Source organism: Nonomuraea sp. B19D2, from assembly GCF_040137845.1.
Taxonomy (GTDB): Bacteria; Actinomycetota; Actinomycetes; order Streptosporangiales; family Streptosporangiaceae; genus Nonomuraea.
The window spans coordinates 41,453-57,765 of the sequence record NZ_JBEFAK010000057.1 but is presented as its reverse complement, the minus strand read 5'-3'; the positions used below and the strand labels follow the sequence as shown (position 1 = coordinate 57,765).

At 70.8% G+C, this 16,313-nt stretch carries 14 protein-coding genes; 6 read left to right on the top strand and 8 right to left on the bottom strand.

The features are described 5' to 3' along the window. Positions 1–208 precede the first annotated feature (208 nt). Both ABN273_RS51700 and ABN273_RS51695 read left to right on the top strand, forming a co-directional pair. Complete coding sequence (locus ABN273_RS51700; protein ID WP_349457082.1) at positions 209–886, top strand: response regulator transcription factor; 678 nt, start codon at positions 209–211, stop codon at positions 884–886. Positions 887–932: 46 nt separating this feature from the next. Then, positions 933–1,643, top strand: a complete 711-nt coding sequence (locus tag ABN273_RS51695) for a HAMP domain-containing protein (RefSeq protein ID WP_349457081.1) — start codon at positions 933–935, stop codon at positions 1,641–1,643. Positions 1,644–1,808: 165 nt separating this feature from the next. Here the strand turns inward: ABN273_RS51695 and ABN273_RS51690 are convergent, their stop codons facing one another. Next, on the bottom strand, positions 1,809–2,465 hold the full coding sequence (locus ABN273_RS51690) for an HNH endonuclease family protein (RefSeq protein WP_349457080.1): 657 nt from the start codon (positions 2,463–2,465) through the stop codon (positions 1,809–1,811). 217 nt (positions 2,466–2,682) lie between these two features. Between ABN273_RS51690 and ABN273_RS51685 the strand changes: the two genes are divergently transcribed. Continuing rightward, a complete protein-coding gene (locus ABN273_RS51685; protein WP_349457079.1) occupies positions 2,683–3,669 on the top strand; it encodes a helix-turn-helix domain-containing protein in 987 nt (328 codons plus the stop codon). On the opposite strand, the gene ABN273_RS51680 is transcribed toward ABN273_RS51685, so the two are convergent. The 7 genes from ABN273_RS51680 to aceB form a co-directional block, all read right to left on the bottom strand. Next, positions 3,670–5,583 (bottom strand): zinc metalloprotease, encoded by a 1,914-nt coding sequence (locus ABN273_RS51680; protein ID WP_349457078.1) that lies wholly within the window; start codon positions 5,581–5,583, stop codon positions 3,670–3,672. It lies immediately after the preceding gene. A 58-nt stretch (positions 5,584–5,641) separates the two neighbouring features. Beyond that, positions 5,642–5,854, bottom strand: a complete 213-nt coding sequence (locus ABN273_RS51675; protein ID WP_349457077.1) for a DUF2277 domain-containing protein — start codon at positions 5,852–5,854, stop codon at positions 5,642–5,644. A 33-nt stretch (positions 5,855–5,887) separates the two neighbouring features. Further along, positions 5,888–6,652 carry an IclR family transcriptional regulator gene (locus tag ABN273_RS51670; protein ID WP_349457076.1) on the bottom strand — a complete coding sequence of 255 codons (765 nt, stop codon included), beginning with the start codon at positions 6,650–6,652 and terminating at the stop codon, positions 5,888–5,890. Further along, positions 6,649–7,857: a (Fe-S)-binding protein gene (locus tag ABN273_RS51665; protein ID WP_349457075.1), complete on the bottom strand. Its 1,209-nt coding sequence runs from the start codon at positions 7,855–7,857 to the stop codon at positions 6,649–6,651. The genes ABN273_RS51670 and ABN273_RS51665 overlap by 4 nt, the downstream gene beginning before the upstream one ends. Before the next feature lie 76 nt (positions 7,858–7,933). Then, positions 7,934–9,133 (bottom strand): FAD-binding oxidoreductase, encoded by a 1,200-nt coding sequence (locus ABN273_RS51660; protein ID WP_349457085.1) that lies wholly within the window; start codon positions 9,131–9,133, stop codon positions 7,934–7,936. A 13-nt stretch (positions 9,134–9,146) separates the two neighbouring features. Next, positions 9,147–10,583, bottom strand: a complete 1,437-nt coding sequence (locus tag ABN273_RS51655) for an FAD-linked oxidase C-terminal domain-containing protein (protein ID WP_349457084.1) — start codon at positions 10,581–10,583, stop codon at positions 9,147–9,149. A 24-nt stretch (positions 10,584–10,607) separates the two neighbouring features. Then, complete coding sequence (gene aceB, locus ABN273_RS51650) at positions 10,608–12,185, bottom strand: malate synthase A (RefSeq protein ID WP_349457074.1); 1,578 nt, start codon at positions 12,183–12,185, stop codon at positions 10,608–10,610. Between the two features lie 153 nt (positions 12,186–12,338). On the opposite strand from aceB, the gene ABN273_RS51645 reads away from it, so the two are divergent. The 3 genes from ABN273_RS51645 to hutI all read left to right on the top strand — a co-directional run bounded on the left by ABN273_RS51645 (position 12,339) and on the right by hutI (position 16,259). After that, positions 12,339–13,031: a DUF4097 family beta strand repeat-containing protein gene (locus ABN273_RS51645; protein ID WP_349457073.1), complete on the top strand. Its 693-nt coding sequence runs from the start codon at positions 12,339–12,341 to the stop codon at positions 13,029–13,031. An 84-nt stretch (positions 13,032–13,115) separates the two neighbouring features. Further along, entirely contained in the window at positions 13,116–14,534 is a 1,419-nt protein-coding gene (gene hflX, locus ABN273_RS51640) for a GTPase HflX (protein WP_349457072.1), read from the top strand. A gap of 516 nt (positions 14,535–15,050) precedes the next feature. After that, positions 15,051–16,259, top strand: a complete 1,209-nt coding sequence (gene hutI, locus ABN273_RS51635; protein ID WP_349457070.1) for an imidazolonepropionase — start codon at positions 15,051–15,053, stop codon at positions 16,257–16,259. Positions 16,260–16,313: the final 54 nt, after the last annotated feature.

Here is a 16,313-nt window from a genome sequence, read left to right as displayed (position 1 = left end):
CGCTGATGTGAACGCTGCGAAGAACATCAAGACGAGAGGACAGGCGGCCGGGCTGGTCGTGTCAGGGCGTGGAGACCCGGCTGGGTCGGTGAAGCGTCAAGCATCCTGTACCACAGTTCCCGGCGCGGGTGACGCGCCGCGAACTGCCGCCTGAGCGGCACGGGAATCCCCGGGGCTTCAGGCCGGGGAGCAAGTCAAGTTCTTGTATATGGCCGACATCCTGCTCATCGAGGACGACGTGGCGATCCGTACGGCGCTCAGCCGGGGCCTGCGGGAGCTGGGGCATGCCGTGTCCTCGTCGCCGACGGCGCTGGACGGGCTGCGGCTGGCCGTACAGGACCGACCTGACCTGATCGTGCTCGATCTGGGGCTGCCGGACCTCGACGGGGTGGAGCTGCTTCGCATGTTGCGGGCGGTCAGCCGGGTGCCGGTCATCGTGGCGACCGCCCGCGACGGGGACGCCGAGATGGTGCCGGTGCTGGACGCGGGGGCGGACGACTACGTGGTCAAGCCGTACAGCGCGGCGCAGCTCGACGCGCGCGTGCGGGCCGTGCTGCGGCGGGCCGGCGGTTCGGTCCCCGAGCCGCTGGCCGTGGGGGCGCTGCGGGTGGACCCGCGGGCGCGTACGGCCACGCTCGACGGGGCCGCGCTGGATCTGACGCCGCGCGAGTTCGACGTGCTCCACTATCTCGCCGCGCGGCCCGGTGAGGTGGTGACCAAGCGGGAGTTGCTGACGGAGGTGTGGCAGCTGCCGTACGGGGGCGCGGACAAGACCGTGGACGTGCACCTGTCGTGGCTGCGCAGGAAGCTCGGTGAGACGGCCGCGGAGCCCCGCTACCTGCACACGGTCCGCGGCGTCGGCGTCAAGCTGGTCGAACCGTCATGAGGCACGCGCATGCAGGGGTGCGCGGGTCCGGGCCGGGGGTGCGGTCGTGAGACGGTGGCTGGCGCTGCTGGTGGCGGCGACGACGTCCCTGGTTCTGATCGCGTTGCTGGTGCCGATGGCGCTGCTCATCCGGGCCGTGGCCGAGAACAGCGCGATGAGCAGGGCGACCGCCGCCGCCGAGTCCGTGGCGCTCGCGGTGGGCACGCCCGACCTGGCGCTGGCCGTGACCAGGCCGGTGGACGGGCTCGCGCGTGTCTCGCACCGGCTGGCCGGAGGCGATCTCACGGCTCGGGCGGAGCCGGGCGGGCCGCCCGAGGTGCGTTCCGTGGCGCTGGCGCTCAACCATCTGGCGGGGCGGATCGACGGGCTGCTGGCGGCGGAGCGCGAGTCGGTGGCCGACCTGTCACACCGCCTGCGCACCCCTCTGACGGGCCTCAGGCTGGACGCGGAGTCCCTGCGGGACCCGGAAGGACGCGGCGCCGCGTACAGGCCCGTGTGGACGCCCTGGAGCGCGCGGCGACACAGAGGCACCCAGGTCGCCGCGCCCGGCGCGTCAGCGGGTCATCTTCATGACGACGGGCCGATGGTCGGACAGGGTGCTCGACAGGACGGCGCCGCTCGTCGTGGACGCCTCTCGTGTAGATGTAGTCGATGCGGGCGTCGCCGAGGGTCGGCTTGTCGGCGTACCTGGCGCCGGTGTCCACCCAGCCCGCGCTCACGAACTTCTTCGACAGCGCGTCCGTGGGCAGGGCGTTGAAGTCGCCGGTGAGGATCAGCCCCGATCGGAGCGATGTTCCAGTCGAGGACCACGAGGTTGGTCGCCGCCCTGGCCGTGGTGGCGAGGGTGGCCACCATGGCCATCAGCACACTGATCCGGCTTGATACTCGCATGGCCGGATCTTCACTGATCACCTGACCGGGATCAACAGTCCGCGAGGATGGTCTCCATGGCGTTCTTCTCCGCCGACGTCACCCAGACCGCGTACTTCGCCTTCACCTCGATCTGGCGGGCGATGTAGGCGCACCGGTACGCCTTGCGCGGCGGCAGCCAGGTGGCCGCGTCGGAGTCGCTCTTCTGGCCGTTCAGCGGGCCGTCCACGGCCAGGAGGTTCAGCGGGTCGTTGGCGAACTGCTTGCGCTTGTCCGCCGACCACTGCTGGGCGCCCTTCTGCCAGGCGTCCGACAGCGGTATCAGGTGGTCGATCTGCACGTCCGTGCTGGTGTCCTGGCCGCGCCTGAAGTTGATCGTCTTGCCGCTGTACGGGTCGTGCAGCGTGCCGGTCAGCACGATGCAGTCGTGCGTGCCGGCCTTGAACTTCTCGTCCACCAGGTCGCGCTTGAGTATGTCGTTACGGGTGTCGCACCCGTTGTGGTCCACGTCCGACCAGGCGGGGCCGAACTTGTCGCGGTCGAACCCGGTCTTCGGCGCGCGCCCCTTCACCGACAGCCTGGCCAGCTTCTTGCGGGCGTCCGAGACCGAGGCCGAGTCCGGCTTGGAGGTCTCGCCGGAGCCGCCCGTGGACTGCACCTCCAGACCGCCGCAGCCCGCCAGCACCGCAACCGTGGCCACACCGGCCATGAATCCCCGAACTCGCCGCCCCACGCCATCCCCCAGACTTGTCCGAGTTTTCGTAAAGTCTAGGTCAAGTGCCCATAAACGGCCTTACAACGCGTCCAGGGCGACGTGTCGCGGCCTCGCCGCTCGAGGATCGGGCGAGGTCCTGAAAGCCCCACGCATCCTCGAACAAGCATGAGTACTCTGAACGCGGATCATGGCATGTCAAGAGAGAGGCGAGATGGCGCAGCGGCGCTTACTGGAGGGACTCGGCGTCACCGTCACCGAGGAGACCGCCTACCGCGCGCTCCTCCGGCACGGCCCGGCCACGCTGAGCGAGCTCGCCGCCGAGACCGGCTCGTCGGCTGCCGCCATCCGCCGCATGCTGCCCAGGCTGGAGGACCTCGGCCTGATCTCCCGGGTGGCCGGCCGCCCGCTGCGGCTGATCGCCACGCCCCCGAACATCGCCATCGACATCCTCGTCGCGCGCCGCCAGGAGGAGATCACGCACAGCCGGGCCGCCGCCGCGCTGCTGGCCACCGAGGTCGCCGAGCGCAGCGGGCCGCACCCGGAGGAGGTGCTCGAGGTGGTGAGCGGGCGCGACGCCGTGGCCCGCCGCTATCTCCAGATGGAACGCAACGCCACGCGGGAGATGCTCGTCCTGGTGCATCCGCCGTACGCCGTGGACGTCAGCGACGACCGGGAAAACCGCCGGCGCGCGGCCCGCCAGGGGGCGCCCACCCGCGGGATCTACGGCCCGCAGGCGTTCGAGCACCCGGGCATGCTGGCCCACACGCGCCGCGCCATCGCCGACGGCGAGCAGGCCAGGCTCGGGCAGGTGCCGGTCAAGCTGGCCATCGCCGATGCCCGCACCGCCATCCTGCCCCTGGTGTCCGACGAGGACAGGGCCGTGGAGAGCGCGCTGGTGGTGCACCCGTCCGCGCTGCTCGACGCCCTGGTCGGGCTGTTCGAGACGTTGTGGCGCACCGCCGTGCCGCTCCGCCTGACCGCCGAGGACACGCTGGAGCACGAGATGTGGCCGCAGCCCCCCGACACGGAGGTGCTGGCGCTGCTGGCGGCCGGCATGAAGGACGACGCCATCGCCCGGCAGCTGGGGCTCTCGCCGCGCACGGTGCAGCGGCGCGTGCAGGTGCTGTCCGAACGCCTGGGCGCCAGGACCCGCTTCCACGCGGGCTTCCTCGCCGCCCAGCAGCGCCTGCTGGAGTGATCACGCCTCGGCGGCGAGTGCCTCCTTCGTCAGCTCGGCCTGGTGCCGTATCTGCCCCATGACGATGGGGTTCACCCCTTTGGCCTGGAACGTGGCGACCATCTGGTCCATCACCGCGTTCGCCCGCCGGAGGTCGCCCTGCCGCGCCTCGGCCCTGGCCAGGCGGCGCATCACCATGTTCAGGGTGATGTTGTCGATGCTCGCGTCCCCGGCGACCCGGGTGAGGTGCTCGATGCCCTGCTTGGGGTCCGGCGGCCGGACGCGCAGCCGCTTGCCGGCCGTCAGCGCCTTGAACTCGCGCTCCGCGTTCAGCCCCTTGACCATGCGGGCGTAGACGGCCAGCGGGTGGGTGCCGTACCGGTCGATGACCTCGTCCAGCGCCAGGTTCCCCGAGCGCAACGTGGGCGAGTCGGAGCCGAGCAGCGAGAACAGCCGGCCCTGCTCCTCGCCCAGCATCAGCGCGGCCACCTGGTGGTCGTCGCGGCTGACCGGGAAGCGCACCCTGACCAGGCACGCGGGGGAGACGATGCGCGAGCCGTCGGCGGCGATGTACTGGGCCCGGACGTGGTACTCGCCGGGCTGCTGGAAGTAGTGGCCGTCGCGGCCGTGGCCGATGTACGCGCTCCGGTACATGGCCGGATTGCCGGCGTCCAGCCGGATCTCCGGCGAGGAGTCCACACAGTGCCGCATCATCGGCCGGTACAGCACGGTTCTGCCGTCCGGCTGCGTGATCGACACCTGCGTGAACTCGGTGTCGGGGTGCAGGTGGCCGTGCGTCGTGCGGGGCTCGCCGGCGCAGGAGAGCTTGAGCTCCACCACCACGGGCTCGCCCAGCTCGAACGACTCCTTGGCACGCAGCTCCAGGCGCAGCCCCGAACGGTCCTCGACCGGCTGCTCGAACGGCGCGATCTCGGCGGCCCCGGTGCCGAACGCGTTCGCGCCCATGGCGACGTCGCGGTAGAAGCCGTGACGCAGGTGGACCAGCTCCGCGTCCGTGAACTGGAAGGGGAAGGCCGCCCAGTAACCCTGTTCACCGCCGGGGAGGTAGTTCTGCACGTAATTCATCCACGAGAGGTCGCCGAAGCCGCCCTGCGGGCCCAAGGGCTGGGGTGGGGTGCCGAGGTTCTTCTGCCAGGAGTGCAACAGGTTGAAGGCGTGCCCGAGCTCGTGCACGTACGTACGTAACTGCGCCCGCCGCGCCTGCGGCGTCGTTCCCTTGATCACGTCGTAGAACACCGCGGACCCCTGCCGCTGGTGCGCGTCGTTGTAGTCGAACATGATCCCCCGGAAGCCGCCCACGTGCTTGCTCGCCACCAGCAGCCACATCCGCCAGGCCGGCGCGTCGCCGAACGCGCTGAACTGCTGGGTCATCGCGTGATGCAGCTCGGCGTCGTCCCACGCCAGGTCCGCGCCGGACCCGTCAACCGGGATGACGCCCGGCTGCGCGAGGGTCAGCTCGATGCCCGCCTCCGCGTACGCGGCGCTCACGCTCAGCTCCCTGGCCGGCGAGCCGCTCGGCCCGGGCAGCGTGCCGGTGTGGTACGACGCGAACGGCACGGTCCCGATGACGGAGTCCTGCTCGAGCAGCACGCTGCGGAAGTACAGCGAGGCGAGGGCCACCTGGTACGTGCGCCCCGCGACCGCGGCCGTCCCCGACCCGTCCACGATCGTGACGCTCACGTCCTTCACCGGGGTCTCGAACGTGAAGACCCCGCGGCCCTGGACCCGCGCCTCGTCACCCGCGGCGTGCACGGTGGGGGCGTCGACCACGAACGAGCCGACGTAGGAGGTCGTCGCGCCCGCCACGGTGAACAGGTCGCCGCTCACCCGCCCGGTGGGCCTGGCCCCGTCGACGTCGACGCGGAGCGCCAGCTGCGAGTCGTCGTCCTGTCCCTGGTAAAGCCCGCTGATCATGGGGAGCTCCCTCGCTTGGGCCTACACGAGGGAACATTTCTCCGACAGCGGGTGCCTGTCAACGCGATCCGCGAACTTGGAGCGCCCCGAGAAGCTCCTCCGACGCCTTCGTGATCGTCTCGACGGCCCGGTCGAACGCCTCCGCGTTGTGCGCGGCGGGCGCGCGGAAGCCGGAGATCTTCCTGACGTACTGCAGCGCCGCCGCCCGCACGTCCTCCTCGGTCACGCTCTCGGTGTACGGGGGCCGGAGCGTCTTGATGCTTCTACACATGCCCTAACGGTAATAGCCGATCCGCCGGCTTATTCAGCGGGCGCCGACGTCAGGGCCGGCCGCTGGGCTGAGCTCGTTGCCGAAGCCGACGGCGATCTTGCGCATGCCCTCGGCCAGGTCGTCGCGGTCGAGCGCGTCGATGCGCTCGGCGGGCCCGGAGACCGACATCGCGGCCACCACCCGGTCGCCGTCCCACACGGGCACGGCCAGGCAGTGCACGCCGAGCTCCTCCTCGCCCAGGTCCATGGCGTGGCCCCGCGCTCTGACGCGATCGAGCTCGGCCAGCATGGCGGTCATGTCGGTGATCGTGTTCGGGGTGCGGCGCGGCATGCCGGTGCGCTCGAAGACGGCGACCGCCTCGGCGGCGGGCCGTCCGGCCAGCAGCACCTTGCCCACGGCGGTGCTGTGCGGCAGCACCCGCCTGCCTACTTCGGCGAACATGCGCAGCCTGCGCGGTGAGAGCACCTGCGCCACGTAGACGACGAAGTCGCCTTCGAGCACGGCCAGGTTCGCGGTCTCACCCGACAGCTCGACCATCTTCGTCAGGTACGGCTGCGCCCATACGCCGACCATGCCCTCGGCGATGCCGCCCAGGCGCACGAGGCCGCCGCCCAGGGCGTACCTCTTGTCGGATTCCTGCCGCACGTAGCCGCGGGCGAGCAGGGTCCGCAGCAGCCGGTGGATGGTCCCGTACGGCAGCCCGGTCCTGGCGGCGATCTCCGACAGGCCCGCCTCGCCCCCGTGCTCGGCCAGCGCCTCCAGCACGTCGAGCGCCCGCTCCACCGACTGCACACTCATAGGGCGACCCCGCGCAGCGAGGCGTCGAGCACCTCGGCCGTGTGGGCCACCCTGATCTGCGCGCCGGCGCGCCGCATGGCCGAGGCGATCTGCATGGTGCAGCCGGGATTGGCGGAGACCAGCAGGTCGGCGCCGGTCGTGGCCACCGCCGCGGCCTTCCTGTCGCCGAGGTCGCGGGCGGCCTCCGGCTGGAAGATGTTGTACGTGCCCGCGGAGCCGCAGCAGATGGCCGACTCGGGGATCTCGCGGATCTCCAGGCCGGGGATGCCGCTCAGCAGCTCGCGCGGCTGGGCGCGCACCCCTTGGGCGTGGGCCAGGTGGCAGGCGTCGTGGTAGGCGACGGTGAGCGGCAGCGGGTGCCGCTTGGCCACGGGCCCCAGCTCGGCGAGGTACTCCGACAGATCGACCACCCTGAACCCGGGCTCGCGCCCGAGCAACTCGGCGTACTCCTTCATCGAAGAGCCGCAGCCGGCCGCGTTCACCACGACGGTGTCCACCCCGGCCTTCTCGAACGTCCGCACCGTCCTGCGCGCCAGCCGTCTGGCCTGGTCGTCGCGGCCCGAATGCACGCTGAGCGCCCCGCAGCAGCCCTGGCCGCGGGGGATGACCACGTCGCAGCCCTCCAGCGAGAGCACCCGCGCGGTGGCCGCGTTCACCTGCGGGAAGAACTCGCCCTGCACGCAGCCGGTGAGCATGCCCACCACGGCCCTGCGCTCGCCCCTCGCTCTTACGATGCGCGGCATGCGCTGCCGGCGCTCCACGCGCGGCGCGAGCGCGGCCATGGCGCCGAGGCTGGGGTTCGCCCTGGTGAGGACGGGCGCCATGCGCTCGGCCAGCCGCATCGCCGGCCGCAGCAGCCGGAGTCTGCGCGGGTAGGGGAACAGGCTGAACACGATGCCGCGTACGGCCCGCTCCTGCGGATCGCGTACATGCCGCCGCTCCACCTCGGCCCTGGTCTGCTCGATCAGGCGGTCGTACTGGACTCCGGAAGGGCAGGCCGTGACGCACGCCATGCACCCCAGGCAGGCGTCGAAGTGCCCGGCCATCTCCGGCGTGATCGGGGTGCCCTCGACGTGCTGCTTCATCAGGTGGATCCGCCCGCGCGGCGAGTCCATCTCCTCGCCCCACAACACGTACGTGGGGCACGTCGGCAGGCAGAACCCGCAGTGCACGCAGTCGTTGATCAGCTCGGGGTCTGCGCCCATGGTCGCGCTCCCTCGGTCCTCCGTTGGCGTAGGGCTGGACGCCCTCGCTCTCTCCGGCCCGGCTCGCCGCTCCATATCAAATGCCTCCCAGGAACCGGCCCGGAGACATCCTGCGCCCGGGATCGAAGCGTTCCTTGACCCGCCGCATCAACGGCAGTGCGCTCACCTGCCCCCACCTGTCGGCGCCCTCGTACGGCGCGGCCAGCACGCTCACGCGCCCGCCCAGCGCCTCGATCCGGGCCCGCAGCCGGGTGACGACGGCCGCCAGCTCCTCCTCCGGGATGTCGCCCCAGCTCTCCAGGTAGGCCCGCCCCGAGGCGGCGGACCCGCGGAACGAGAACCGGGCGTCCCGGGCGGCGGCCAGCGCCTCCACCGTGTGCGCGGGCGGGAAGCGCGCCTCAAGAAGCAGGTCGTCCCTGAGTATCAGCCCCCACCACTCCGGCGCCTCGGCCGTGACCGCGCCGTCTCCGAGCACCTCGCGCAGCGCCAGCGCCCGCGCCTCGGCCGCCGAGCCCTCCACCAGCACCGCGACGGTCGTGTTCTTGCCGTCAGGGCAGTCGATCTCCACGGCGGACGGCTCGGCCTGGGAGGCGGCCAGGCGCAGCAGCACGTCATTCGAGGGCGCAGGAGACTGTCCGGCGCTCGCGACGAGCCAGCGGCGGTCCGCGGGCAGCGGGTGCAGCCGGAACGTGGCCTCCGCGATCACGCCGAGCGTGCCCTGCGAGCCGGTGAAGAGCTTGCCGAGGTCGTAGCCCGCGACGTTCTTGACCACTTTGCCGCCGGACTTCGCGATCGTCCCGTCGGGCAGCACGACCGTGATGCCGATGAGCAGGTCGCGGGCGGTGCCGTAGCGGAAGGCGCGCGGGCCCGCCGTCGCGGTGGCGAGCGTGCCGCCGACCGTCGTGTGCTCCGTGAACGGCGGGTCGAGCGCGAGCTCCTGGCCCCTGTCCGCGAGCGCGGCGGCCAGGGCGTGCATGGTCAGTCCGGCCTGCGTGCGCACCACGAGGTCGCCCGCGGCGTGCTCGAGGACGGCGTTCATGCAGCACATGTCCAGCAGGACGTCGCACCGCTCGGGCGGCGGCCCCCAGTGCAGCTTCGTGCCGCCGCCCGCGGGCACCACCGCGAGGTCCTGCTCGGCGCAGGCCCGCAGCACGGCCGAGACCTCCTCGACGGTCTCGGGCAGCGCGACCCATCGGGGCAGCACGCCGTTGACGGCGTCGTCCGCGTCCGCCTGCCTGACGGTGGCCCCCATGTTGGCCGGCATGTCGGCCGGCATCAGCACCGCCCCATCAAAATTGCTCCGCCTTCCCCGACTCCACCAGCGGATGCACGCCCTTGCGCACTCCTGGGACCTCGCCGCACAGGCGCGGGGTGGGGAACACCTTGCCCGGGTTCGACAGGCCCTGGGGGTCGAACGCGCACCGGACGAGCTGCATGGTGTCCAGGTCGTCCGCGCTGAACATCTTCGGCATGTAACGCGACTTGTCCACCCCGACACCGTGCTCGCCCGTGATCGAGCCGCCGTTCTCGATGCACAGGTCGAGGATCGCGCCGGAGACCACCTCGGCCCGCTCGCCGGCCCCCGGCTCCGCGTCGTCGAACAGCACGAGCGGGTGCAGGTTGCCGTCTCCGGCGTGGAAGACGTTGGCCACCCTGATGCCGTGCTCCTGGGAGAGCCGGTCGATGGCGGCCAGCACGCCGGGCAGCGACGTGCGCGGCACGACCCCGTCCTGCACGATGTAGGCCGGGCTGATGCGCCCGACGGCGGCGAACGCCGACTTGCGGCCCTTCCAGATCGCCGCCCGCTCGGCCGGGTCGGCCGCCACCCGCAGCTCGAACGCGCCCGAGCAGATCTCCGTGAGCTGCGCGAACTGCCGCTCCACCTCGGCGTGCGGCCCGTCCAGCTCCACGATCAGCACGGCGCCCGCGCCCTCCGGGTAGCGGCAGGCCACGGCTGCCTCGGCCGCCTCGATGGCGAGCGCGTCCATCATCTCGATGGCGGCGGGCACGATGCCGGCTCCGATGATCGCGGAGACCGCCTGCCCGCCCTGCTCGATGCTCTCGAACGCGGCCAGCACCGTGGTGACGGCCTCGGGTGCGCGGCTCAGGCGTACCGTGATCTTGGTGGCGACGCCCAGCGTGCCCTCCGAGCCGATGAACGCGCCCAGCAGGTCGTAGCCGGGGTCCATGCGGTCGAGCGTGACCAGGTCGCCGTCGGGCGTGACGATCTCGCAGGCCTCGACGTGGTTGACCGTGAAGCCGTACTTGAGGCAGTGGGCGCCGCCGGAGTTCTCCGCGACGTTGCCGCCGATGGAGCAGACCTGCTGGCTGGAGGGGTCGGGCGCGTAGTAGTAGCCGCGGTCGCGCACGGCCTCGGTGATGGCCAGGTTCGTGACGCCGGGCTCGACGACCGCCCTGCGGTTCTCCAGGTCGATCTCCAGGATCCTGCGCATCTTGGAGGTGACGATGAGCACGCCGTCCTCGCGGGGGAGCGCGCCCCCCGACAGACCGGTGCCCGAGCCCCTGGCCACGAAGGGCACGCCGAAGTCATTGCAGAGCCGTACGACGCGGGCGACCTGCTCGGCGGTGTCGGGCAGCACGACCACGCCGGGCGTCGCCCGGTGGTAGGTGAGGCCGTCGCACTCGTACGTGCGCAGGCGTACCGGATCGGTGATCACCGAGTCGTGGGGCAGCAGCGAGCGCAGGGCGGCCGTCAGCGTTTCCAGCACCGATCCCCCCTAACCTCTGTTCTACGGCATTTGAGCATAGGCCGGAAGTGTCAGGAATTCGGCAAAGTCGTCGTCCAGCGCCACTTCCTTGAACAGGGCCGTCGCCTGGCCGTACAGCTTCTCGTCGTAGCCGGGCTCCTCGGCGAGCTTGGCCAGCTCCTCCGAGATGATCTGCTCGACCAGCTCCTTCGTCACCTGCGCGCCCGTGTCGGCGAGCGTGATGTCGTTGTGGATCCACTGCCAGATCTGCGAGCGCGAGATCTCGGCCGTGGCGGCGTCCTCCATGAGGTTGTGGATCGCCACCGCGCCCAGGCCGCCCATCCACGCGGCCAGATAGCGCAGCGCCACGTCCACGTTGTTGCGCAGCCCGGCCTCGGTGATCTCGCCCGGCGTCTCGGAGACGGCCAGCAGCGCGGTGGCGGTCACGTTGACGTCCTCGCGCAGCCGGTCCAGCTGGTTGGGGCGCGAGCCCAGCACGCCGTCGAACACCTCCCGGCACACCGGCACCAGGTCGGGGTGGGCCACCCACGACCCGTCGAACCCGTCGCCCGATTCGCGCGTCTTGTCCGCCCGCACCTTCTCCAGCGCCACCGCGTTCACCTCGGGGTCGCGCCGCGAGGGGATGAACGCCGCCATGCCGCCGATGGCGTGCGCGCCGCGCTTGTGACACGTGCGCACCAGCAGCTCGGTGTACGCGCGCATGAACGGGGCGGTCATCGTGACCGCGTTCCGCTCGGGCAGCAGGAACTCGCGGCCCCTGGTGCGGAACTTCTTGATCACGCTGAACAGGTAGTCCCAGCGGCCCGCGTTGAGGCCCGCCGAGTGGTCGCGGAGCTCGTACAGGATCTCCTCCATCTCGAACGCGGCCGGGTAGGTCTCGATGAGCACGGTCGCCCTGATCGTGCCGTGCGGGATGCCGAGGAGCTCCTGCGCCCTGGTGAACACGTCGTTCCAGAGCCGCGCCTCCAGGTGGGACTCCATCTTGGGCAGGTAGAAATACGGGCCCTTGCCCTTGTCGATCTGCCGCTTGGCGCAGTGGAAGAAGTAGAGCCCGAAGTCGAACAGCGATGCCGCGACCGGCCGTCCGTCCACCTGGGAGTGCTTCTCGTCCAGGTGCCAGCCGCGCGGGCGCACCACGATCGTGGCCAGCTCGTCGTCGGGCCTGAGCGCGTATGTCTTGCCGCCGGTCTCGAAGTCGATCGTGCGGTCGAGCGCGTCGCGCAGGTTGAGGTGGCCGGTCACGCAGTTTTCCCAGAGCGGGGAGTTGGCGTCCTCGAAGTCGGCGAGCCAGACCTTGGCGCCGGAGTTGAGCGCGTTGATGGTCATCTTCTTGTCGACCGGGCCGGTGATCTCCACCCGGCGGTCCTCCAGGCCGGGCGCCGGGGGCGCGACCTGCCAGTCGGCCTCCCTGATCTCCTTGGTCTCCGGCAGGAAGTCGAGCACGCCGCCCGCCGACAGCTCCGCCTGCCTCGCCTGGCGCGCCGCGAGCAGCTCCAGCCGCCTGGCGCCGAACTCCCGCTGGAGAGCCGCCACGAAATGGAGCGCCTCCGGCGTGAGGATCTCGTCGAACCGGTCGAGTATCGGGCCGGTGATCTCCATGGGACCTCTTTCCGCTTCGTGGAAAATGAGTTCTGGATTGTGGAAGTGAAAGTACTCCGCCGGTGCTCCCCGGTCAAAGGTTGGGGTTCCCTCGGGGAGTCGTCGGGGGCATCCCCGATGTCTGCCAGGACGTACCCGGACAGGATTTACGGCATGAAGACCATCGCGATCGCGGGCGGGCTGCTGGCCTCCGCACTGCTGCTGACCGGATGCGGGCTCGCGAGCATCGCGGGCCCCGACAACCACGACACCACGACCTACCAGGTGACGGACAAGGTGACCAAGCTGCAGGTGAAGAGCGGCTCGGGGGACACCGTGGTCACCGAGACCGACGGGAACGCCGTCCGCGTCACGGAGACCATGAACTGGCGCAGCGACGACAAGCCGAAGACCGAGCACAAGGTCGAAGGGGAGGCGCTGCTCCTCACGTACGACTGCCCGTCGGACTGGGGCAGCTGCAGCGTCGATTACAAGATCGAGATCCCCAAGGGGCTGGCCGTCGACCTGGACGCGGGCTCGGGCGACGTCACGCTCAGGAGCCTGACCGGGCGGCTCGACGCGCGGCTCGGCTCCGGCGACCTGGACGCCGCGGGGCTGGCGGGCAAGCAGGTGGTCGCCGAGGCGGGGTCGGGGCGGATCGAGCTCAAGTACGCCTCCGCGCCCGACAGCGCCGAGCTGAAGTCCGGCTCCGGGGACATCCTGCTCACCGTGCCCGACGGGGCTTATGACGTGAACACCGAGATGGGATCCGGAGACGCGAAGGTCTCGGTCAAGGACGACGGCTCCTCGCCGCACAAGGTCTCGCTGACCTCGGGCTCGGGCGACGTCACCATGTCAGCTGGATAACCGGATGATTGCGGCACGGATCTCGTGCCACCATCGTGGGAAGACACCGAGGTGTCCAGACGTTCCCTAATAGAGATGACACGTATGCACGATAACTCCGCGCTCGACTTCGACGAGTTCGAGAACGGCGACATGGACCTCGAGGAGCGCCAGGCGCTGCGCCGCGTGGCGGGCCTCTCGACCGAACTCCAGGATGTCTCCGAGGTCGAGTACCGGCAGCTGCGGCTGGAACGGGTCGTCCTCGTCGGCGTCTGGACCTCCGGCACCGTGGACGACGCGGAAAACTCCCTGCTCGAGCTCAAGCTCCTGGCCGAGACGGCCGGCTCGCAAGTGCTCGACGGGCTCATCCAGCGCCGCCAGAGGCCGGACCCGGCCACCTACATCGGCTCCGGCAAGGCCCTCGAGCTCCGCGACGTGGTCGAGTCGACCGGCGCCGACACCGTCATCTGCGACGGCGAGCTGACCCCCGGCCAGCTCCGCCAGCTCGAAGAGACGGTCAAGGTCAAGGTCATCGACCGCACCGCGCTGATCCTCGACATCTTCGCCCAGCATGCCAAGAGCCGCGAGGGCAAGGCCCAGGTCGAGCTGGCACAGCTGCAATATCTGCTGCCCCGCCTGCGCGGCTGGGGTGGCAACCTGTCCAGGCAGGTCGGCGGTCGCGCCGCGGGCGGCGTCGGCATCGGCGGCCGCGGCCCCGGTGAGACCAAGATCGAGCTGGACCGCCGCCGCATCCGCGAGCGCATGGCCAAGCTGCGCCGCCAGATCAGCGGCATGTCCACCTCGCGTGACACCATGCGCTACCAGCGCCAGCGGCGCGAGGTTCCGGCCGTGGCCATCGCGGGCTACACCAACGCGGGCAAGTCCTCGCTGCTCAACCGGGTCACGGGGGCGGGCGTGCTGGTGGAGGACGCGCTGTTCGCCACCCTCGACCCGACCGTGCGCCGGGCGCGCACGCCGGACGGCCGGCTCTTCACGATCGCCGACACCGTGGGCTTCGTGCGGCACCTGCCGCACCAGCTCGTCGAGGCGTTCCGCTCGACGCTGGAGGAGGTGGCCGAGGCCGACCTGATCCTGCATGTGGTGGACGGCTCGCACCCCGACCCCGAGGGGCAGCTGGCCGCCGTACGCGAGGTGCTGGCCGACATCGACGGCGCTTCGGACGTACGCGAGATCGTCGTGATCAACAAGGCCGACGCGGCCGATCAGGACGTGATCGACCGGATCATGCGGCGCGAGCGCGACAGCGTCGTGGTGTCGGCGCGGACCGGCCGCGGCATTCCCGAGCTGATGGCGGTCATCGAGCGGGAGCTGCCTCGGCTGGATCACGAGGTTCACCTGCTGGTGCCGTACGACAGGGGGGATCTGATCTCCCGGGCGCACCAGGAGGGCGAAGTGCTCTCCGTGGACCACGTGGCGGACGGCACGATCCTGCACGCCCGCGTGCTGCCCAGCCTGTCGCAGGAGCTGGAGCGGGTGGGCAAGCCTGTGGAGCGCGTCTTCTAGCCTCTGGGCTTTTTATGGCCGGGCGGCCTCATCGGCGCGGTACGGTGGGGACGCCCGGTGCGAAGTCGCCTTCGGTGAGGGTGACTGTCGCCGCAAAGTACGCATGCCTGCCCAAAAGCGTCAGTGGTCCCTGAACCCTGGGGTTGCTACCATTGGCCAAACCCATCGGCGGGTTTCTGGTTTTCGGGTTCTAGGTTTCGGACGATGACTGTAGGTATGGAAGTCGTCAACGGGGGCCGTGGGGACGACGTATGGCTGGGTGACGGTTGGGATCATTGGTCTTTCTTCCGAATAACCCTGTACAGCGAGCCCAGCTGTGAAATAACGTAACTGAACTGAAATCGCTGGATCATGGCTCCGGCGATACGGTCACCGCACAACAAATGCGGATGAGAGCAGGAGACCCCCCATGTCGTCCGGACCCGGAGCGGACTCAGTGGGCGCGGCACAGGCCGTGCGCTGTGCGCTGCGCTCATGCCGGTGCGCGGGTGGGGAATCACGCAGGGCGGTGATGCGGTGACCGTTCGACTGCTGACCAACATCGGCCGCCTCTGGACCGGCAACGAGGTCCTCAGCAACGCGGCCATCCTCGTTCACAACGACCGCATCGCGTGGGTCGGCCGTGCGCCTGACCTGCCGCAGAGCGTGCCCGGGGTGGTCGACGACATCGTCGACGTCGACCACGTCGAAAACCTGGGCGGCGCGCTCGTCACGCCCGGTCTCATCGACGCCCACACCCATCCCGTCTACGCCGGCAACCGCTACGCCGAGCTGGCCATCCGCACCGGCGGCTCCACCTCGGCCTCGATCACCGCGGCGGGCGGCGGCGTGGGCTCGACCGTCACCGTGACGCGCGGCACCGACCCGTGGACCCTCTGCAACGGCGTACGCGAGCGGCTGCGCGGCTGGCTGCTCAGCGGCACCACCACGGTCGAGGCCAAGACCGGCTACCACCTCACCCGCGACGGCGAACTGGCCGACGTCCGGCTCCTGCGCGAGCTGGAGAAGGAGCCGATGATGCCGCGGGTGCACGTCACGTTCCTGGCGGCGCACGTCGTGCCGCCCGAGTACTTCGGGCGGCAGCGCGAATACGTCGAGGCCGTGGGCGCCTGGTGCGCCGACGCCGCCGCGGCGGGCGCCGACAGCGTCGACGTCTACTGCGACGAGGGCCACTTCACCACCGAGGAGTCCCGCTGGGTGCTCGCCTCGGGCCGCAACGTCGGCCTGCTGCCGCGCATCCACGCCGGCATCTTCAGCCGCCGCGGCGCCGTCCAACTGGCCGCCGAGCTCGGCTGCGCTTCCGCCGACGGGCTGCACCACATGTCGGACGAGGACATCGCGATCATGTCCCGCTACGGCGTGCCCGCCGTCGTCTGCCCGGCCACCGCCCTCCAGCGTGGCCATCTCCCGCCGGTCCGCCAGATGATCAAGCACGGCGTGCAGATCGCCCTCGGCAGCGACCACAACCCCGGCTACTGCGGCATCACCTCGATGTCCCTGGTCATCGCCATGGCGGTGTCGGCGTTCGGGATGAGCGTCAACGACGCCCTGCGCGCGGCCACCCTCGGCGGCGCCACCGTCCTGGGCGCTCCCGACCGCGGCGTCCTCGCGCCGGGCCGGCTGGCGGACATCGTGCAGTGGGACGCCGACCACGAGGGCGCCTTCGCCTGGTCCTTCGGCCTGAAGCCGCGCCGGGTGTGGCGGGGTGGGACGCCCGTTCAGTAGCTAGTCTCGGGTTATGCCGCCCTTGGTCGCTGTTGTCACTGATTCGACGGCTTA